Origin of the sequence: Salipiger marinus (assembly GCF_900100085.1) — a bacterium.
GTDB lineage: Bacteria > Pseudomonadota > Alphaproteobacteria > Rhodobacterales > Rhodobacteraceae > Salipiger > Salipiger marinus.
The window spans coordinates 39,468-57,685 of sequence record NZ_FNEJ01000025.1 but is presented as its reverse complement, the minus strand read 5'-3'; the positions used below and the strand labels follow the sequence as shown (position 1 = coordinate 57,685).

The following is an 18,218-nucleotide window of genomic DNA, read 5'->3' as shown; positions in this document are numbered from 1 at the left end:
CGCGCATCACTCGCCCCGGATCGCGGCCAGCGCCGCCTCACCGCCGACCTGCGCCACATAGGCATCGGTCACTTCGGTCAGCGCGTCGTCAAACACCTTGCTCTCTGCGGCGTCCAGATCGTTGACCGTGATGCTGTCAGAGGCGCGCGCGGCATCCAGCGCCTCGGCGGCGGTGGCGACCCATGCCTCTTCGGTCATCTGCGACACCGGCTCGCCGCGGATGGTGTCAAGCGCGGCCTTGGCCTCGTCCGACAGCCCGTCGAACACCCCCTTGTTCATCACGGTGAAGAAGGTCAGCCGCCCAAGGTTCGGCCCGGTGGTCACGCTGCCCACCACCTCGTTCAGCTTGAAATCCGACAGCACGGAGGCGCCGCTGACCAGACCGTCGATCAGCCCGGTCTGCAGGCCGTTATAGACCTGCGTCATCGGGATCTGCACCGGGGTGGCGCCAAGCGCCTCCATGGCTTCGGCGGCGATGGATCCGGCCACGCGGATCTTCAGCCCGCGCAGATCCTCGGGGCTGCGCACCTCGCGATCCTTCATCATCAGGATGTTGGGCTCGGCCCCCCACAGCGCGATGACCTCGGTCATCGGAAACTCCGCCTTCAGCTCGCCGTCAAAGGCGCGCCACAGCGCCGCATAGCCGGGCTGGTCCAGCGGCAGCGCGCCGGGCAGTTCAAGGATCAGGCTCTTGGGAAACTGCGACGAGGTATAGCCGGGCAGGCCCCAGCCCAGATCCGCCGTGCCCTGCACGATGCGCACGAACTGGTCGGCAGGCCCCGCCCCAAGCTCGCCGCCGTGAAAGGCGCGCAGCGTCACCGCGCCCGAGGTGCCGCTGTCAAGCGCCTCGGCCAGCGGTTCGATCTGCGCGGCGGTGATGGTGTGAAAGGGCGGTGCCCAGTTGGCGTATTTCAGCTCCTGCGCCTGCGCGCTGGCTGCCAGGGTGACGGCAAAGGCCGCACCAAGGGTGACGGATGTGATGTTCATGGTTCTCCTCCCGTTTGAACCTCTGTCTTCGGACCGCGCCGCCCTGCGGACGCACGTGGTCCTGCCGCGCTCAGGCGGCGATGACCTCTCCCAGATCCGCCAGATCCACGGGTGCGCCCGAGGCCAGCAGCCGCCGCGCCTTCATGTGGATCCGCGCGTTGTTGACGGTTTCCACCGCCGCGAGCCCGTGGCTGTCAAAGCGTGCCACGATCCCTTCGGCGACGGTCTCCTCCTCCGCCTCCGGTCCGGCATAGCCCGCGATTTGCAGCTTCTGGTCGCCCTGATCGGACCAGAACCATGGCAGCGCGGCATAGTCCGCCCCAGCCCCCAGCGCGATCCGCGCGGCGATCAGCCGGGCATGGTCGGTGGCGGCCTGCACGCTTTCCAGCCGCAGCAGGCGCCCGCTGCGCGGATCGGGGAATGAGGCGCAGTCGCCAAGCGCGGAAATGGCCGGATCAGAACAGCGCAGCGCCGCATCCACGATCACGCCATTGCCGGTGGCAAGCCCCGCCGCCTCGGCCAGTTCCACATTCGGGCGCACGCCCGCCGCCAGCAGCACGAACTCCGCCGCAACCTCGCGGCCATCGGCCAGCCCCACCGCCTGCGCCCCGACATGGACGGCAGGCACGCCCAGATGCAGCACCACGCCAAGAGCCCGGTGATACTCCTCGAAATGCCGCGACATGGCGGCGGACACAGCGCGGGACATCAGCCGGGGTGCCGCCTCGATCACGCTGACCGCATGACCCAGCTTGCGGGCCACGGCGGCAAATTCCAGCCCGATGAAGCCGCCGCCGATCACCGCGATCTGCCGTGGTCGGGCCAGTGCTGCGGACAGGGCCGCCGCATCGGCCAGCGTCCGCAGGTCATGCGCCCGTTCCAGCCCGTCGATCGGCGGGCGCAGGTTGCGCGTGCCGGTGGCAAGGATCAGGTCGTCATAGGGCAGATCCTGCTCCCCCTCCGGCCCCCTGACCCGGACGCGCCGGGCCGCACGGTCGATCCGCTCCGCCCATGTGCCGGGCAGATAGGTCACCTGCTTGGACGCAAAGAAACTTTCGGGCCGCAGCACCAGCGCCTCGGCCCTGCCGTCCAGCAGATAGGCCTTGGACAGCGGCGGGCGCTGATAGGGCAGGCCCGGTTCGCCCCCCACCAGCGTCACCGCGCCCTGATAGCCGTTCTGGCGCAGGCTCACCGCCGCCTGCAGCCCGCCCTGCCCCGCGCCGATGATGACAACCGACTGCCCGTTCAATGCTGTTCCTCGGGCAGATGCACCACCAGCCCGTCCAGCGCGGGATCCAGCCGGATCTGGCAGGACAGGCGCGAGGCCTCGGTCACCTCGGTGGCGGCGCCCTCCAGCATCTCCTCCTCGTCGGAGGAACGGGCGCCGGTGCGGTCCTGCCACGCCGGATCCACGTAACAATGGCAGGTCGCGCACATCATCGCGCCGCCGCATTCGCCCACGATCCCGTCGAGATCATTCGCCACGGCGGTCTGCATCACGCTGCTGCCCGGCTCCGCCTCAAGGGTGGTCGCGGTTCCGTCCGGGGCGACATAGGTCACCTTGATCATCTGTCTTTCCTCCTCAAGTCATGGGCCGGGTCAGGCCAGCACCACCGGCAGCGTGATCGGGCCGCGAAAGCCGAAGCCTTTCCAGATCACCGCCTGCGGATCGGGCAGACGCATGTCGGGGAAGCGGTCGAACAGCAGCGGCAGGATGATCTTGCCCACGGTGCGCCGCGCCACATGGGCGCCCGCGCAGTGATGCGGCCCGTTGCCAAAGGCCTGATGCGGGTTCTTGTCGCGGAAGACGAAAAACGACTCGCCATCCTCGTAAAGATCCTCGTCACGGTTGGCAGAGGCCTGCACCGTCATCACCGTGTCGCCCTTGGGGATCTCGAAACCGCCCAGTTCGGTGTCCTCGGTCACCCGCCGCGAGCTGACCTGAATCGGCGCGACCCAGCGGATGCCCTCCTCGAAGGCGCGGTCCCATGCCTCCTGCGCCCGCACCTCGGCCAGCTGGTCGGGATTGGTGAGCAGGCCATAGACGATGGTGGCCAGCGCGTCGCGCGGCTCGTTGATGCCGCCGCCGATGGCGATCTTGATATTGGCATGGATCTGGCTCATCGGGATCGGATCAGGGGCAGTCAGCATCGCCGAATAGGCCGACCCGTCCGGCTCGGTCCGGCGCCGCTCCTCCAGTTCCGAAAACAGCGCGTCCATCTCATCGTTCGCGGCATCCGAGATCGCAAAAAGCTCGGGCTTCCAGCCGAAATTCCCGGCGCCGTCGATCAGCACCTGCGACCAGCGCTGCATCTGCGCATCGCTCGCCTCGGGGATGCCAAGGATATGCGCGAGGATCCGCGCCGCCAGCGGCCCGCACAGGGCAGAGAACAGATCCACCGTCTCGCCGCGCGGCAGCCGCCCGACATACTCTTCGGCCAGCTTTTCATATAGCGGCGCCCAGTCCGACTTGATCATCTTCGGCGTCAGCGCCTTGGAGATCGCCTTGCGCTCCACAAAATGCGCGGCACCGTCCTTGCGCATCAGCGTATGGGCGCGGAAGGCGGGCCGCATCGGCGTCTGCGGATCGTCGCTGCTGAACAGATCCGGGTTGTCCTTCACCGCCTTGGTCAGCGCCGCCTTGGTCAGCAGGGTGCGCCCTGTCGCCGCCACCCGCAGCACCGGGCTTTCGGCGCGCAGCCGCCGGTAGATCGGATAGGGATCCGAACTGAGCTGATCGAGCGTAATCTCCGTGTCCAGCGGTGCAAGCGCCATGAACTCCTCCCAAAGTCTCCTCCGGATCCGGCTTAAAAGATGCAGGGCTTGCGCATCAATACGATGGAATGGTTATATCCCATCAGAAAATCAGATGGCGCCCGGAGACCAGACAGGATGCCCGCCAGCCCGCCCAACCCGGCCAGCATCGATTTTGCCGCGCTCGACATGCTGCGCGTGGTGCATGAACTGGGATCCTTCACCGCCGCCGCCGAAAAGCTGAACGTCAACCAGTCCGCCGTCAGCTACACCATCGGCAAGCTGCGCGCCTGCTTTCAGGATCCGCTCTTCGTGCGCGAAGGCGGGCGGCAGGTGGCCACCGACCGCTGCGAGGAGATCCTCGCCAAATCCCTGCAGATGCTCGGCATGCTGGACGAGATGCTGCAGCCCGACGCCTTTGCGCCGGGACAGGCCACGCAGAACGTCACGATTGCCTGCAATTATTACGAACGTGTCCTGCTGATCCCCGGCATCGTCGCGGCGATCCGGCAGGTGGCGCCCAAGATGACGGTCAAGGTCATCAGCTCGCTCAGCGACGGCCATCTGCGGCTGCTGCGGCGCGAGGCCGACGTGCTGATCGGCCCGTTCGAACGGGCGGAATCCGGCTTTCATTCCCGGCGGCTTTATGGCGAGGAATATGCCTGCCTGATGGATCCGGGCCATCCGCTGGCCCGCACGCCGCTGGATGCCGACCGCTACCTTTCGCTGAACCACGTGCTGATCGACTACGGCGCGGGCTGGCAGTCCGCCTTCCTGCGCGAGCTGGAGGCGGCGGGCCACCGTCTGACCCCCACCATCGTCGTGCCCAGCCCGGCGGGGCTTGGCACGCTGATTGCCGGATCGGACCTTGTCGCCACCATCCCGCGCCGCCTTGGCGCGCGCGACGCCGAAACCCTGACGCTGGCCCCCAGCCCGTTCCGGGGCCGGTTCGACGTCTCGCTGGTCTGGGCCGCGCATACCAATGCCTCCGCCATGCACCGCTGGCTGCGCGACCTCATCTGGTCAGCCTGCCGCGGCTGAGCGGCGGATCAGGGCCACATCTGCGCGGCATGAAGCACGCGCAGGATGGTCACCGCCTCCGGTGTTTCGGCATAGACCACAAGGTAATTCGGGCGGATGACCAGTTCGCGCGTGCCCTCGACCCGACCGGGGCGGCAGCGCTTGGGATGGTCGGGCAGCCGCGCGACCTTGGCATGGATTTCTGCCATCAGCGCCAGCGCCGCATCGGGATTGTCGTCAGAGATATAATCGACGATGGCCAGAAGGTCGGCCACCGCCGGCGCCTTCCATACAAGTTCAGGCACGGCGCTTGGCGTCGATCAGGGCGCGCGCCGCGTCCATCACCTGCGCATGGGGCGTGGCCGGGGCGGGATCAGCCAGCGCCTGCTGCACCTTGGCCCGGAACCACGCATCATACACATCCGGATCCGCGGTCAGCCCGGCGGGCATCCCGCCTTCGGCGGCCACACGGGTCAGCAGGATGCGCACCGCGTCAGACAGGGTCAGCCCGACCCCGGCCAGCGCATCCGTCGCCTGCGCCTTGAGCCGGTCATCAACACGGACATGGATCATCGAGGTCTGCGCGGGCATCGGAGGACTCCTTTCCTGACCGGAGGAATATGTATCTCAATTGAGAGTCTGGCAAGGCCCCCCTGCCCCGGTCTAGCCCGCGCCCGTCTCCAGATCGCGGAACTGCCGGGTCACCATCTCCCGCGCCACACCGATGTGATAGCGGATCGCCGCCTCGGCGCGGGGGGCATCCCCGGCCTGAAGCGCGTCCAGGATCGGCTCGTGGGTCTCGGCCATCTTCAGCGGATCGTCGTAAAGCTGCCCGATCACCATGATGGAAAACTCGGTTTCTGCCGCGATCTGGTCGAACACCGCCAGAAATTTCGGATTGCCGCTGCCTGAACAGAGCAGGCGGTGAAACTGCATGTCCGCCTCCACCTGCGTCAGCATGTCGACCCCCGGCGCCGCGACCCGGTGCAGCGCCTGCAGCTGTGCGGCCAGCGCCGCCACCGGCTCCGGCTGGCCTTGGTCGATCATCCGCCGCGCGGCGGCCAGTTCGATGACGATGCGCAGTTCATACAGGTGATCCAGCTCCTCCGCCGAGATCTTGCGCACAAAAAATCCGCGATTGGCGTGATAGGTCACCAGCCCCGAATTTTCCAAGAGCCGCGCCGCCTCGCGCACCGGCGCGCGGCTGACGCCAAGATCGCGCGCCACCACCGATTCGGACAGCCGCGCCCCCGGCGCCAGCTGGCCGGTGATGATGGCCTTGCCCAGCAGACGCGCGACGCGCTGCACCAGCCCTTCGCGGTCAAGCGGCTGAAAACCGGAAGAAGATGGAATGGGGATCATGGGGGAAACGGCTGCCTCGATTTTCCCCAGCCTATCGGCGGATTGCAGTTTTGTCGACAATTTGCTTGACCGATGCGGCGCACGCGGCCTTACTTCGGTTTACAGGATCCCGCCGGCGGCCGTTCCGGGCCGCCGCGGACACCGATCAAGGAGCCCCCATGGCCGACGGAGCCTCTTCCTCCGCTGTTCACGACATCCGCCGCGATCTGGCTGCCGCCTATCGCCTGATTGCGCTCGAAGGGATGGATGACGGCATCTACACCCATGTCTCCGCCCGCCTGCCCGACGGTCCGGGCGGCGAAAAGCGGTTCCTGCTGAACCCCTATGGCCTGCGCTTCGACGAGGTCACCGCCTCCAACCTCGTGACCATCGACGACTCCGGCGCGGTGATCGACGATCCCTATGGCGCGGGGGTGAATGCGGCGGGCTTCACCATCCATTCCGCCGTGCACATGGCCCGGCATGATGCCGCCTGCGTGCTGCACACCCATACCGTGGCCGGGGTGGCGGTGTCCTCGGTGCGCGAGGGCCTGCTCAGCCTCAACCAGTGGTCGGCGCAGTTCCATGACCGCATCGCCTTTCACGATTACGAAGGCATCGCGCTGGATCTGGCGGAACGGGAACGCATCGTCGCCGATCTGGGTGACCGGCAGGTCATGCTGCTGCGCAACCATGGCACGCTGCTGCTGGGCCGGTCGGTGGCCGAGGCGGTGAAGCTGGCGCTGAACCTTGAACGGTCGTGCAAGGCGCAGGTGGCAGCGCTTGGCATGGGGCTGACGCCGCTGGAAATTCCCGCCGATGTCGCCGAACACACCGCGCGCCAGTATCAGTCCGCTTATGACGGCATCGAACTGCGCGGCAAGCCGGATCCGGAATGGGCCGCGCATCTGCGCCGCCTTGAACGCCACGCCCCCGACTTCCGGGCCTGACGCCGTGCCCGCCCCCATGGGGGCGGCGCGCACCTGACTTTCAAAGCAAAGCAGACAAAAACAACAGGGACGTTCCATGACATATCTCAAGACAACCACATTCCTCATCGCCGCAGCGCTTGCGGCGCCGCTGGCCGCGCAGCAATCCGGCGGGCGGCTCGACATCGTCGTGCAGCCCGAACCGCCGGGGCTGATGATGGGCCTGCTGCAGAACGGCCCCACCCAGCTGGTGGCGGGCGACATCTATGAAAGCCTGCTGCGCTACGATTCCGACCTGTCGCCCATGCCCTCGCTGGCCAAGGAGTGGGAGATCTCCGAAGACGGGCTGACCTATACCTTCCACCTGAACGAAGGCGTGCTCTGGCATGACGGCACGCCCTTCACCGCCGAGGATGTGGTGTTTTCCGCCGATGTCTTCCTGCGCGAAACCCATGCCCGGCTGCGCGCCTCGCTGGCCTATGTGGACAGCATCACCGCCCCCGATGACCTGACCGTGGTGTTCCAGCTGCGCGAACCCTTCGGCCCCTTCATCAACGCCTTCGAGGCGGGCACCATGCCCATCGTGCCCAAGCACATCTACGACGGCACCGATTACGCCAACAACGAGATGAACGCGACGCCGATCGGCACCGGCCCCTTCAAGTTTCAGGAATGGGTCAAGGGCAGCCACATCCACCTTGTGAAGAACGAGGATTACTACATCGACGGCCTGCCCTATCTGGACGAGGTGTTCTACCGCGTGATCCCCGATGCCGCCTCGCGCGCCGTCGCCTTCGAAACCGGCGAGGTGGACGTGCTGCCCGGCGGGTCGGTGGAAAACTGGGATGTGCCGCGCCTCACCGAACTGGAGGGCGTCTGCTCCACCGGCAAGGGCTGGGAGTTTTTCGCGCCGCTGGCATGGATGTGGATGAACAACCGCGAAGGGCCCACCTCGGACGTGCGCTTCCGGCAGGCGGTGATGTATGCCATGGACCGCAACTTCGTGAAGGACGTGGTGTGGAACGGCTTCGGCACGGTCGCGACCGGCCCGGTCGCCTCCGCCACCAATTTCTACACCAACGAGGTCACGCAATACGACTACAACCCCGACAAGGCCAAGGAACTGCTGGCCGAGATGGGCTATGACGGCGAAACCGTCCGCATTCTGCCCCTTCCCTATGGCGAGACATGGCAACGCTGGGCCGAAGCGGTGCGCCAGAACCTCAACGAGGCGGGCATCAACGCCGAGATCGACAGCTCCGACGTGGCGGGCTGGAACGAAAAGACCTCGCAATGGGATTACGACCTCGCCTTCACCTATCTCTATCAATACGGCGATCCGGCGCTTGGCGTGTCGCGCAACTACACCATGGACCAGATCCAGAAGGGCAGCCCGTGGAACAACGTCGAGGGTTATGAAAACCCCGAGCTGGACAAGAAGTGGAAAGCCGCCGCCAGCATGGTCACGCCCGAAGAGCGCGCTGCCGCCTATGCCGAGATCCAGAAGGAAATCGTCGATGACGCCCCGGTGGCATGGCTGCAGGAACTGGAATTCCCCACCATCTACCGGTGCGAAATTCAGGATCTGGTGACCACCGCCATCGGTGTGAATGACGGTCTGCGCGACGCCTGGATCGAACAGTAACCCCCTCGGCGGGCCCTGACCGGCCCGCCTTTTCCGCCCCGGCCATGGGGCGCCTACACGTCAGATTTCCGGGGGCGCATGACCGTTTTTATTGCCATCCTGTCGCGGACGGCCAAGGCGTTGCTGACGCTGCTCGCCATCGCGGTGCTGAACTTCTTTCTGATCCATGCCGCCCCCGGCGATCCCGCCGTGGTGCTGGCGGGCGAGGCGGGCGCCGCCGATCCGCAGATGATCGAACAGCTGCGCGAACGCTTCGGGCTGGATCAGCCCTTTCACGTCCAGCTTGGAAAATATGTCTGGGGCATCCTGCAGCTGGATCTGGGCTACAGCTTCCGGCAGGGCGCGCCGGTGATCGACCTGATCGCCGACCGCCTGCCCGCCACGCTGCTGCTGACGCTGACCGCCTTTGTCATCTCGCTGGTCTTCGGCATCGCCCTTGGCGTGGCCGCCGCCGCCCGGGTGGGCCGCGCCTCGGATTCAGCACTGACCACGCTGGCGCTGCTGTTCTATGCCACCCCGCTTTACTGGGCGGCGCTGATGGCGGTGCTGGTGTTTTCGGTCTGGCTGGGCTGGCTGCCGGGCTTCGGCTATGAAACCGTGGGCGCCAGTTACAGCGGGTTCGCCCGCGTGCTGGACATCGCCAAACATCTGGTGCTGCCCGCGCTGACGCTGGGGCTGTTCTTCATGGCGGTCTACATGCGCATGACCCGCGCCTCCATGCTGGAGGTGTCGACGGCGGACTTCGTGAAAACCGCCAAGGCCAAGGGCCTGTCCGGCCCCGCCATCCGCCGCCGCCACATCCTGCGCAACGCCATCCTGCCGGTGGTGACGCTGGCGGGCCTGCAGGCGGGGCAGCTGGTGGGCGGCGCGGTGCTGACCGAAACCGTCTTTGCATGGCCCGGCATCGGGCGGCTGATGTTCGAAAGCCTCGCCGCGCGGGATTACAACACCATCCTCGGGGTCTTCCTCGTCTCCGCCGCCATGGTCATCCTGTTCAACATCGTGACCGACATCGTTTACCGGATCGTCGATCCCCGGATCGGAGCGCGTGCCTGACATGTGGAAACGCTTTTCCTCCAACAGACCGGCGCTGGTCGGCGTGGTGCTGCTGATCGCCGTCATCGCCGTGGCGCTGCTGGCCCCGGTGCTGTTCCCGAACGGCCCGTGGAAGATGGTGCAGCGCCCCTTCCTGATGCCGATGGCCGTGGATGGCCTGCCGCTTGGCACCGACACGCTGGGCCGGGACGTGGCCGCCCAGCTCGCCTATGGCGCGCAGGTGTCGCTGCTGGTCGGGCTGGTCTCGACGCTGGTGGCGCTGCTGATCGGCGTGCCGCTGGGGGCGCTGGCCGGGTTCTACGGCGGCTATGTCGATGAAGGCGCCATGCGCTTCACCGAATTCTTCCAGACCATCCCCAACTTCGCGCTGGCCATCGTGCTGGTGGCGATCTTTGAACCCACGCTCGCCAGCATCACGCTTGCCATCGCCATCGTCAGCTGGCCCCCCGTGGCCCGTCTGGTCCGGGCCGAGGTCATGTCGGTGCGCCGCCGCGAATTTGTCGATGCGGCGCGGCTGGCGGGCCTGTCGAAACCGCGCATCCTGCTGACTCAGGTGCTGCCCAACACCGTGTCGCCGATCATCGTCATGGCCTCGCTCATGGTGGCCACCGCGATCCTGCTGGAAAGCTCGCTGTCCTTTCTGGGGCTGGGCGATCCCAACGCGCTCAGCTGGGGCTACATGATCGGGGCGGCGCGCACCGTCATCCGCTCGGCATGGTGGCTGTCCTTCTTCCCCGGCCTTGCCATCATCATCACCGTGCTGGCGCTGAACCTGATCGGCGAGGGGCTGAACGACGCGCTGAACCCGCATCTGCGCCAGAGGGGGCAAAAGCCATGACCACGCTGGCCATCGAACATCTGACCATCGGCCTGCCTCCCGGCGCCGACCGGCCCTTCGCCACCGAGGACGTGTCCTTCACCATCGACAAGGGCCAGATCCTGTGCGTGGTGGGCGAAAGCGGCTCCGGCAAATCCATGACCGCCAATGCGCTGATGGGGCTGCTGCCCCCCGGCGTCACGGTCAAGGCCGGGCGCGCGCTGTTTCAGGATCAGGACGTGCTGCGCCTGCCCGAACCGCAGAAACAGGCGCTGCGCGGCGCCCGCATCGCGATGATCTTTCAGGAACCGATGACCGCGCTCAACCCGCTGATGCGCATCGGCGACCAGATCACCGAGGTCTTCGCCGCCCACAATCTTTATTCCCCTGCCGAACGGCGGATGCGGGCGCTTACGCTGGTGCGCGAGGTGGGGCTGCCCGATCCGGAAAAGATCATCCGCGCCTATCCGTTCCAGCTGTCGGGCGGGCAGCGCCAGCGCGCCATGATCGCCATGGCCTTGGCGCTGGAGCCTGACCTGCTGATCGCGGACGAACCGACCACGGCGCTTGATGTCACCACGCAGGCGCAGATCCTGCGGCTGGTGCTGGATCTGCGCGACAGGCGCGGCATGGCGGTGATGTTCATCACCCATGACTTCGGCGTGGTGGCGGAAATCGCCGATACCGTCATCGTCATGCGCGAGGGCCGGGTGGTGGAACGCGGCGCTGCAGCACAGGTGCTCGGCGATCCGCAGCACGAGTACACCCGCCGCCTGCTTGACGCGATCCCCACCGGCAGGCTGCCCCCCGCCCGTCCCAAAGCCGACACGCCCGCGCTGGAAATCAAGGGGCTGCGCAAAATCTACCGCACCGGCGGCGGGCTTTTCCGCCCCGTGCGCGAGGTGCGCGCGGTGGATGACGTCTCGCTCACCGTGGGCCGGGGCGAGGTGCTGGGGCTGGTCGGCGAAAGCGGGTCCGGCAAATCCACGCTGGGCCGCACCGCCGTGCGGCTGGTCACCCCCGATGGCGGGCAGGTGCTGGTGGGCGGGGTCGATCTGGCGGCGCTGTCGGAACAGGATCTGCGCGCGCAGCGCCACAAGGTGCAGATGGTGTTTCAGGATCCCTATGCCTCGCTCAACCCGCGGCAGCGCATCATGGGCGCGCTGACCGACGGCCCGATCCAGAAAGGCGTGCCGCGCGCGCAGGCACAGGCCCGCGCGCGGGACCTGCTGGAGATCGTGGGGCTTGGCGCCGATGCCGCCCGCCGCTTTCCGCATGAATTTTCCGGCGGCCAGCGCCAGCGCATCGGCATCGCCCGCGCGCTGGCCATGGATCCCGACCTCATCATCGCGGACGAGGCGGTCTCCGCGCTCGACGTGTCCATTCAGGCGCAGGTGCTGGATCTGCTGCGCGACCTGCGCGACCGGCTGAACCTGTCGATCCTGTTCATCACCCATGACCTGCGGGTCGCGGCACAGCTCTGCGACCGCATCGCGGTCATGCAGAAAGGCAAACTGGTGGAGATCGGCACCGTGCATGACATCTTTCTGTCGCCCCGGCAGGACTATACCCGGCAGCTGCTGGCCGCCGTGCCCGGCGGGGGCTGGGCCCATGACGCGGGCCTGCCCGCATGATCGGCCTTGCCCTGTCGCTGCCGCCGCTGGATCTGCACCAGCTTTACCACGGCATCTTCGCCGAGGAGGCGCCGGATCTGGACCTGCGCGGCCCGCAGCACGGCACCGATCCCGCCGAGGTGGAGTTTGTCTTCACCTTCCGCCCGCCCGACGATGGCTTCACCGGCATGACCAACCTGCGCGCGATCTTTTCGGCGGGGGCCGGGGTGGATGCGATCATGGCCTGCCCGTCGCGGCCCGCCCATGTGCCGGTGTTCCGGGTCGAAGACGCCGATCAGGCGCTGCAGATGGCCGGTTACGCCGCCTTTCACGTCCACTGGCACCATCGCGACATGCCGACCTATCTTGCGCAGCAGCCGCGCGGCGAATGGCGGCGCACCCTCACCGGCCTCTCGCCCACGCATCGCCGGGTGGCGGTGCTGGGCTTTGGCCATATGGGCCGCGCCATCGCGCGCGGGCTGGTGGCCTTGGGCTATCCGGTGGTGGGCATCGCGCGCCGCCTGCCCGATCTGCCCGAACCCGGCGTCAGCCACATCACCACGGCGGAGCTTGACGCGGCGCTGCCGCAGATCGACATCCTGATCAACGTGCTGCCCCTGACAGAAGACACGCGCGGCCTGATCGACCGCAGCTTCCTGAACCGCCTGCCGCAGGGCGCCGCCCTGATCCATATGGGCCGGGGCGGACAGGTGGTGGAGGCGGACCTGCTCGCCGCCATCGATGCGGGCCATATCTCGGGCGCCTCGCTCGACGTGTTCGAAACCGAACCGCTGCCGCCCGATCATCCGCTCTGGACGCATCCGCGCATCCTCATCACCCCGCATGTGGCCAGCATCCCCGAACGGGTGCGGCTCGTGCGCTCCATCCGCGACCGGCTCCGCAGCCTGCCCCTGAAAGACGCCTCATGACCGATCCCAACAGCCTCTCCGTCCGCGATCTGGCAGAGGCCATCCGCAGCGGCACCCTGCGCGCGCCCGAGGTCACCGCCGCCACACTGGACCGCATCGCCCGCGTCAACCCCGCGCTCAACGCCATCGTGCAGGATTGCAGCTCCGACGCGCTGGCCGAAGCCGAGGCGCTGGATGCCCGCATCCGGGCCGGGGACCAGCCGGGCGCGCTGGCGGGCGTGCCCGTCACCATCAAGGTGATCGCCGACCAGACAGGCTATGCCACCACCAACGGCACCACGCTGGCCCGCGACCTGATCGCCACCAGCGACAGCCCCTTCCTGCGCCACATGCGCGCCGAAGGTGCCATCGTCGTGGGGCGCACCAACTGCCCCGCCTTTTCCTACCGCTGGTTCAGTTCCAATGCGCAGCACGGCACCACGGTCAATCCGCACAACGCCGCGCTGACCCCGGGCGGATCGTCCGGCGGCGCGGGCTCGGCCACGGCGGCGGGGCTGGGCCATATCGCCCATGGCACCGACATCGCCGGATCCATCCGTTATCCCGCCTATGCCTGCGGGGTGCAGGGGCTGCGGCCCACGCCCGGACGGGTGCCCGCCTTCAACCAGTCGGGCGGCGACCGCCCCATCGGCCCGCAGCTGATGGCGGTGGCGGGCCCGCTGGCGCGCCGGGTCGATGACCTGCGGCTGGGGCTGGCCGCCATGTCCGGTTACGCGCCAGAGGATCCGCTCAGCACCCCTGCCCCGCTTTCCGGCCCCGCCCTGCCCCGCCGCGTGGCGCTGGTCCGCCGCCCCGGCGGGATAGAGCCTGATCCCCGCATCCTTGCCGATCTCGACCGCGCCGCCGACCTGCTGCGCCGCGACGGCTGGCAGGTCGAAGAACCTGACAGCCTGCCCGACCTGCGCGAAGCGTTCGATCTGCAGATCGACCTCTGGCTGGCCGATGGCCATGCCGAAAAACTGGCGGCGGCGCAGCTGGAAGGCGACGCGGGCGCGCTCGCGCTGCTGAATTTCTACGCCGACCGTGCCGCCCGCTGGGACAGCGCGGCGCTCAGCCATGCGCTGCTGCGCCGGTCGGGGCTGATCCGGGCATGGCGCGCCTTTCTGGCCGACACGCCGCTGGTGCTGATGCCGGTCTGCGCCGAACTGCCCTTCCGTCAGGACGAGGATCTGGACGGCCCCGAGGCCATCGCGCGGCTCTGGCAGGCGCAGCTGCCGCAGGTGGCGATCCCGCTTCTGGGCCTGCCCGCGCTGGCGGTCAGCTCGGGCGTGGAAAACGGCATCCCCTCGGGCGTGCAGCTGGTCGCCCCGCCCTGGCGCGAGGATCACGCGCTCGACGCGGGAGAGGTGCTGGAACGCGGCTTCGGCATTCCGCAGGTGGTCGACCCGGCGTAGGACGCCGGGTCTAGGGCACCCGCAGTTCCGGCGCGGCCCCGATCAGCATCCGGGCATAGTCGGTCTGCGGCGCGTCGAAGATACGGTCGGTCGGGCCTTCCTCCACCAGCGATCCATGATGGATCAGCGCCACCCGGTCGCAGAGGTAACGCACCACCGCCAGATCATGGCTGATGAAGAAATAGGTCAGCCCCAGCCGGTCCTGCAATTCGATCAGCAGGTTCAACACCTGCGCCTGCACCGACACGTCCAGCGCCGAGGTCGGCTCGTCCAGCAGCAGCAGATCCGGGCCCGAGGCCAGCGCGCGGGCGATGCCGATGCGCTGGCGCTGGCCACCGGAAAATTCATGCGGATGGCGGCCCAGATGCTGCGGCCCCAGCCCCACCAGCGTCAGCAGTTCCGCCGCGCGCTCGCGCTGCTGCGCCGCGCTCAGCCGCAGCAGATCGTGGTGAATCGCCATCGGTTCGGTGACGATCTGCCCCACGCTCATCCGGGGATTGAGCGAGGCATAGGGATCCTGAAACACGATCTGCACCCGCGCCCGGAGCGCACGCAGCGCCTTGGCCGACAGCTTCGCCATGTCCTGCCCTTCGAACAGGATCCGCCCCGAGGTAGGCTCTTCCAGCCGCAGGATCGACCGGGTCAGCGTGGTCTTGCCCGACCCCGATTCCCCCACAAGCCCAAAGCTCTGCCCGCGCGTGACGTCCAGCGACACGCCTTTCAGCGCCTGCACCGGGGCCGCGCGGCCAAACAGGCCGCTGCGCCCGGCATAGGTCTTGGTCACGTTCTCGATGCGCAGGATCGGATCAGATGTGCTTTCAGACATGGGGGGCATCCTCCGTCACCGGGTGCAGGCAGGCAACCTCGTGCCCCGGTCCCTGCGAGGTCAGCGGCGGCACCGCCGCGCGGCAGGCCTCGGTCGCGCGGGTGCAGCGCGGCGCGAAGCGGCAGCCGGGGGGCGGCTGGATCAGGTCGGGCACCGTGCCCTCCAGCCCCTGCAGGCCGCCGCGCGGCGTGTCGCGGGTGGGGATCGCCGCCATCAGCGCGCGGGTATAGGGATGCGCCGGGCGTTCGATCACCTGCCGCACCGGCCCGCGTTCCACCACATTGCCCGCATACATCACCGCCACATGGCTGCAGGTCTGCGCCACCACCCCCAGATTATGGGTGATGAGGATGACGCCCAGATCATGCTCCGCCACCATGGCCTTGAGCAGGGTCAGGATCTGCGCCTGCACGCTGACGTCGAGCGCGGTGGTCGGCTCGTCCGCGATCAGCAGGTCAGGCCGCCCGATCAGCGCCATGGCGATCAGCACCCGCTGCCGCATCCCGCCGGAAAATTCATGCGGATAGCTCATCATCCGCGCCTCGGGGTCCGGAATGCCCACCTGCCGCATCATGTCCAGCGCCAGCGCGCGCGCCCCGGCCCTGCGGCTGCGCGCGGGCGGCAGGATCGTGGGATCATGCCGCGCGGCGGCCAGCGCCACATCCACCAGCTGCGTGCCGATCCGCGCGGTGGGGTTAAGGTTGGTGGTTGGATCCTGAAAGATCATGCCGATGCGCTTGCCGCGCAGCGCCTGCATCTCGCGCGGGCTCAGCGCGCGCAGGTCGCGCCCCTCCAGCGTGATCTCGGCCGAGATATAGCGCGCGGGCGGCTCCGGCAGCAGCCGCGAGATGCTGAGCCCGGTCAGCGACTTGCCGCAGCCCGACTCGCCCACCAGCCCCCAGATCTCGCCCCGGTTCACGCAGAGCTCCACCCCGTTCAGCACATGCGCCTCGCCCTCGAAGCTGCGCATGGCCAGATGCAGGTTGCGGATGTCCAGCAGAGGAACGGTCATCAGCGGCGTCCTTTCGGATCAAGACTGTCGCGCAGCCCGTCGCCCAGCAGGTTGAAGCCAAAGACGGCGATGAACATGGCCAGCCCGGGCCCCATCGCGGTCCACCAGTAATCCGGCATATAGGCGCGCGAGGTCGACAGCAGCGTGCCCCATTCCGGCGTGGGCGGGCGCACCCCGATGCCGATAAAGCCCAGCCCCGCGACGGTCAGGATGGCAAAGCCCATGTCCAGCGACATCTTCACGATGATCGGCGACACGCAGTTGGGCAGCACATGCCGGAACAGGATGCGTCCCGGCCCCGCGCCAAGCGCGCGCGCGGCGGTGACATAGACCTCCTCGCGGGCGGCCAGCACCTCGCCGCGCACCAGCCGCGCATAGCCGGGCCACCAGCTGAGCGAGATGGCCAGAACCATGTTCTGGAACCCCGGCCCAAGGGCTGCGGCAATCGCCATGGCAAGGATCAGCCCCGGAATGGTCAGCGTCAGGTCAGTGAGCCGCATCAGCGCCTCGTCGGTCCAGCCGCCGACATAGCCCGCAACGGCGCCGACCAGCGTGCCGATGGCGGCGCCGATCAGCACCACGCCGAACCCCGCCAGCACCGACACGCGGGTGCCGCCCAAGGTCAGGCTCAGCACGTCCTGCCCCAGCTCGTTGGTGCCCAAGGGATGCGCCAGCGACGGCGGCTGGAACCGCTCGGCGGTGGACACGGCGCCCGCGATGTCCTGCGGATAGGGCGCGATCATCGGGCCGAACACTGCCAGCAGCAGCACCACCGCCACCATCACGGCGCCGATCACCGACAGGCGGCTCTGGCGGAACCGGAACAGCGCACGGGCCAGACGGTCGGGGCGCGGGGGAACGGACACGGCGTCGGTCATGAATAACGGACCTTCGGATTGATCAGCCCATAGGCAAGGTCGATCAGCAGATTGGCGAAGACGAACAGCAGCCCGATGACCAGCGCGACCCCGATCACCGGCATCATGTCCTGCGACAGGATCGCCTTGGTGGCGTAAAGCCCCAGACCCGGCCAGTCGAACACCGTTTCCACCAGCACCGTGCCCCCCAGCAGCCAGCCGAAATAAAGCCCGATCACGGTCAGCGTGGCCGACACCGCGTTGCGCGCGATGGTGCGGGTCAGGATCAGATGGCGCGGCAGGCCAAGCGCGCGGGCGGTCATCACGTAATCCTGCCCCATCACCTCGATGGTGGACGACCGCATCATCCGCATGATGGTGGCAAGCGGGCTCAGCGACAGCGCCAGCGCAGGCATCAGCAGATGCAGCAGCGCGGTGCGCAGCACGTCCCATTGCCCGGTCAGCGCGGCGTCAATCGTGATGAAGCCGGTGATGGGATCAGGCGGAAACACGATGATCGGCAGCCGTCCCGCCAGCGGCAGCCAGTTCAGCCACATGGCGAAACAGAGCTGCAGCAGCAGCCCAAGGAAAAAGCGCGGCATGGAAATCGCCCCGATCGCCAGCACCTGCGACAGGTAATCCGGCCATCGGTTGCGCCAGAGCGCGGTCAGCAGCCCCAGCGGAATGCCCAGCCCCACCGCCAGCAGCATGGCGGCCAGCACCAGTTCCAGCGTGGCGGGCAGATAGGCGGCCAGATCGGCGGCCACCGGGCGCCGGGTCAGCAGCGACGTGGCGAAATCCCCCTGCACCAGCCCCGCGACATAGGTGCCGTATTGCTCCCAGACCGGGCGGTCCAGCCCGAACTCCGCCGCCAGCGCCGCGCGTTCGGCGGCGGTGGCATTGGGACCGGCGGCCAGCCCCACCGGATCGCCGGGCAGCAGGCGGGCGATGGCAAACATGATGACCGTCAGCCCGACAAGGACCGGCACCAGCATCAAGAGCCGTCTGAGGATGAACGTGATCATGGGGCCTCCGTCG

At 67.9% G+C, this 18,218-nt stretch carries 19 protein-coding genes; 8 read left to right on the top strand and 11 right to left on the bottom strand.

What is annotated here, in order from left to right; translation table 11 throughout:
* Positions 1-6: 6 nt before the first annotated feature.
* The 4 genes from BLR51_RS21825 to BLR51_RS21810 all read right to left on the bottom strand — a co-directional run bounded on the left by BLR51_RS21825 (position 7) and on the right by BLR51_RS21810 (position 3,762).
* Positions 7-987: a TRAP transporter substrate-binding protein gene (locus BLR51_RS21825; RefSeq protein WP_089850986.1), complete on the bottom strand. Its 981-nt coding sequence runs from the start codon at positions 985-987 to the stop codon at positions 7-9.
* A gap of 70 nt (positions 988-1,057) precedes the next feature.
* A complete protein-coding gene (locus tag BLR51_RS21820; protein WP_089850984.1) occupies positions 1,058-2,236 on the bottom strand; it encodes an NAD(P)/FAD-dependent oxidoreductase in 1,179 nt (392 codons plus the stop codon).
* The gene (locus BLR51_RS21815; protein ID WP_089850982.1) at positions 2,233-2,556 is read right to left on the bottom strand and encodes a 2Fe-2S iron-sulfur cluster-binding protein; all 324 of its coding nucleotides are present in this window, start codon (positions 2,554-2,556) and stop codon (positions 2,233-2,235) included. The genes BLR51_RS21820 and BLR51_RS21815 overlap by 4 nt, the downstream gene beginning before the upstream one ends.
* A 30-nt stretch (positions 2,557-2,586) precedes the next feature.
* Positions 2,587-3,762 carry a cytochrome P450 gene (locus tag BLR51_RS21810; RefSeq protein WP_089850980.1) on the bottom strand — a complete coding sequence of 392 codons (1,176 nt, stop codon included), beginning with the start codon at positions 3,760-3,762 and terminating at the stop codon, positions 2,587-2,589.
* A gap of 117 nt (positions 3,763-3,879) precedes the next feature.
* Here BLR51_RS21810 and BLR51_RS21805 point away from each other — a divergent pair, with 117 nt between their 5' ends.
* A complete protein-coding gene (locus tag BLR51_RS21805) occupies positions 3,880-4,782 on the top strand; it encodes a LysR family transcriptional regulator (RefSeq protein ID WP_089850978.1) in 903 nt (300 codons plus the stop codon).
* A gap of 8 nt (positions 4,783-4,790) precedes the next feature.
* On the opposite strand, the gene BLR51_RS21800 is transcribed toward BLR51_RS21805, so the two are convergent.
* From BLR51_RS21800 to BLR51_RS21790, 3 genes are all read right to left on the bottom strand, one after another.
* On the bottom strand, positions 4,791-5,066 hold the full coding sequence (locus BLR51_RS21800) for a type II toxin-antitoxin system RelE/ParE family toxin (protein WP_089850975.1): 276 nt from the start codon (positions 5,064-5,066) through the stop codon (positions 4,791-4,793).
* Positions 5,059-5,352 (bottom strand): type II toxin-antitoxin system RelB/DinJ family antitoxin, encoded by a 294-nt coding sequence (locus tag BLR51_RS21795; RefSeq protein WP_089850973.1) that lies wholly within the window; start codon positions 5,350-5,352, stop codon positions 5,059-5,061. The genes BLR51_RS21800 and BLR51_RS21795 overlap by 8 nt, the downstream gene beginning before the upstream one ends.
* 72 nt (positions 5,353-5,424) lie before the next feature.
* Entirely contained in the window at positions 5,425-6,123 is a 699-nt protein-coding gene (locus tag BLR51_RS21790; RefSeq protein ID WP_089850971.1) for a GntR family transcriptional regulator, read from the bottom strand.
* Between the two features lie 158 nt (positions 6,124-6,281).
* On the opposite strand from BLR51_RS21790, the gene BLR51_RS21785 reads away from it, so the two are divergent.
* From BLR51_RS21785 to BLR51_RS21755, 7 genes are all read left to right on the top strand, one after another.
* Positions 6,282-7,052 (top strand): class II aldolase/adducin family protein, encoded by a 771-nt coding sequence (locus tag BLR51_RS21785; protein ID WP_089850969.1) that lies wholly within the window; start codon positions 6,282-6,284, stop codon positions 7,050-7,052.
* 76 nt (positions 7,053-7,128) lie between these two features.
* Positions 7,129-8,676: an ABC transporter substrate-binding protein gene (locus BLR51_RS21780; RefSeq protein WP_089850967.1), complete on the top strand. Its 1,548-nt coding sequence runs from the start codon at positions 7,129-7,131 to the stop codon at positions 8,674-8,676.
* Between the two features lie 78 nt (positions 8,677-8,754).
* A complete protein-coding gene (locus BLR51_RS21775; RefSeq protein ID WP_089850965.1) occupies positions 8,755-9,732 on the top strand; it encodes an ABC transporter permease in 978 nt (325 codons plus the stop codon).
* 1 nt (position 9,733) lies between these two features.
* Entirely contained in the window at positions 9,734-10,570 is an 837-nt protein-coding gene (locus BLR51_RS21770) for an ABC transporter permease (protein ID WP_089850963.1), read from the top strand.
* Complete coding sequence (locus BLR51_RS21765; protein WP_089850961.1) at positions 10,567-12,183, top strand: ABC transporter ATP-binding protein; 1,617 nt, start codon at positions 10,567-10,569, stop codon at positions 12,181-12,183. Before BLR51_RS21770 ends, BLR51_RS21765 begins: the two co-directional genes overlap by 4 nt.
* Positions 12,180-13,091, top strand: coding sequence for a 2-hydroxyacid dehydrogenase (locus BLR51_RS21760; RefSeq protein ID WP_089850959.1), 912 nt, complete (start codon positions 12,180-12,182; stop codon positions 13,089-13,091). Before BLR51_RS21765 ends, BLR51_RS21760 begins: the two co-directional genes overlap by 4 nt.
* Entirely contained in the window at positions 13,088-14,485 is a 1,398-nt protein-coding gene (locus BLR51_RS21755; RefSeq protein ID WP_089850957.1) for an amidase, read from the top strand. The genes BLR51_RS21760 and BLR51_RS21755 overlap by 4 nt, the downstream gene beginning before the upstream one ends.
* Before the next feature lie 10 nt (positions 14,486-14,495).
* Here the strand turns inward: BLR51_RS21755 and BLR51_RS21750 are convergent, their stop codons facing one another.
* Genes BLR51_RS21750 through BLR51_RS21735 form a run of 4 tightly spaced genes read right to left on the bottom strand, consistent with a single transcriptional unit; the run spans position 14,496 to position 18,205 of the window.
* On the bottom strand, positions 14,496-15,311 hold the full coding sequence (locus BLR51_RS21750; RefSeq protein WP_089850955.1) for an ATP-binding cassette domain-containing protein: 816 nt from the start codon (positions 15,309-15,311) through the stop codon (positions 14,496-14,498).
* On the bottom strand, positions 15,304-16,323 hold the full coding sequence (locus BLR51_RS21745; protein WP_089850953.1) for an ABC transporter ATP-binding protein: 1,020 nt from the start codon (positions 16,321-16,323) through the stop codon (positions 15,304-15,306). Before BLR51_RS21745 ends, BLR51_RS21750 begins: the two co-directional genes overlap by 8 nt.
* Complete coding sequence (locus BLR51_RS21740; RefSeq protein ID WP_089850951.1) at positions 16,323-17,201, bottom strand: ABC transporter permease; 879 nt, start codon at positions 17,199-17,201, stop codon at positions 16,323-16,325. Before BLR51_RS21740 ends, BLR51_RS21745 begins: the two co-directional genes overlap by 1 nt.
* Complete coding sequence (locus BLR51_RS21735; protein WP_089850950.1) at positions 17,198-18,205, bottom strand: ABC transporter permease; 1,008 nt, start codon at positions 18,203-18,205, stop codon at positions 17,198-17,200. The genes BLR51_RS21740 and BLR51_RS21735 overlap by 4 nt, the downstream gene beginning before the upstream one ends.
* Between the last annotated feature and the right edge of the window lie 13 nt (positions 18,206-18,218).

Excerpts from the sequence above, each read along its gene's own strand:
- BLR51_RS21775 (WP_089850965.1), top strand. The coding sequence starts at position 8,755 with ATGACCGTTTTTATTGCCATCCTGTCGCGGACGGCCAAGGCGTTGCTG.
- BLR51_RS21785 (WP_089850969.1), top strand. The coding sequence starts at position 6,282 with ATGGCCGACGGAGCCTCTTCCTCCGCTGTTCACGACATCCGCCGCGAT.
- BLR51_RS21825 (WP_089850986.1), bottom strand. The coding sequence starts at position 987 with ATGAACATCACATCCGTCACCCTTGGTGCGGCCTTTGCCGTCACCCTG.
- BLR51_RS21755 (WP_089850957.1), top strand. The coding sequence starts at position 13,088 with ATGACCGATCCCAACAGCCTCTCCGTCCGCGATCTGGCAGAGGCCATC.
- BLR51_RS21780 (WP_089850967.1), top strand. The coding sequence starts at position 7,129 with ATGACATATCTCAAGACAACCACATTCCTCATCGCCGCAGCGCTTGCG.
- BLR51_RS21815 (WP_089850982.1), bottom strand. The coding sequence starts at position 2,556 with ATGATCAAGGTGACCTATGTCGCCCCGGACGGAACCGCGACCACCCTT.
- BLR51_RS21805 (WP_089850978.1), top strand. The coding sequence starts at position 3,880 with ATGCCCGCCAGCCCGCCCAACCCGGCCAGCATCGATTTTGCCGCGCTC.
- BLR51_RS21795 (WP_089850973.1), bottom strand. The coding sequence starts at position 5,352 with ATGCCCGCGCAGACCTCGATGATCCATGTCCGTGTTGATGACCGGCTC.
- BLR51_RS21810 (WP_089850980.1), bottom strand. The coding sequence starts at position 3,762 with ATGGCGCTTGCACCGCTGGACACGGAGATTACGCTCGATCAGCTCAGT.
- BLR51_RS21740 (WP_089850951.1), bottom strand. The coding sequence starts at position 17,201 with ATGACCGACGCCGTGTCCGTTCCCCCGCGCCCCGACCGTCTGGCCCGT.
- BLR51_RS21790 (WP_089850971.1), bottom strand. The coding sequence starts at position 6,123 with ATGATCCCCATTCCATCTTCTTCCGGTTTTCAGCCGCTTGACCGCGAA.
- BLR51_RS21770 (WP_089850963.1), top strand. The coding sequence starts at position 9,734 with ATGTGGAAACGCTTTTCCTCCAACAGACCGGCGCTGGTCGGCGTGGTG.
- BLR51_RS21760 (WP_089850959.1), top strand. The coding sequence starts at position 12,180 with ATGATCGGCCTTGCCCTGTCGCTGCCGCCGCTGGATCTGCACCAGCTT.
- BLR51_RS21765 (WP_089850961.1), top strand. The coding sequence starts at position 10,567 with ATGACCACGCTGGCCATCGAACATCTGACCATCGGCCTGCCTCCCGGC.
- BLR51_RS21735 (WP_089850950.1), bottom strand. The coding sequence starts at position 18,205 with ATGATCACGTTCATCCTCAGACGGCTCTTGATGCTGGTGCCGGTCCTT.
- BLR51_RS21750 (WP_089850955.1), bottom strand. The coding sequence starts at position 15,311 with ATGTCTGAAAGCACATCTGATCCGATCCTGCGCATCGAGAACGTGACC.
- BLR51_RS21745 (WP_089850953.1), bottom strand. The coding sequence starts at position 16,323 with ATGACCGTTCCTCTGCTGGACATCCGCAACCTGCATCTGGCCATGCGC.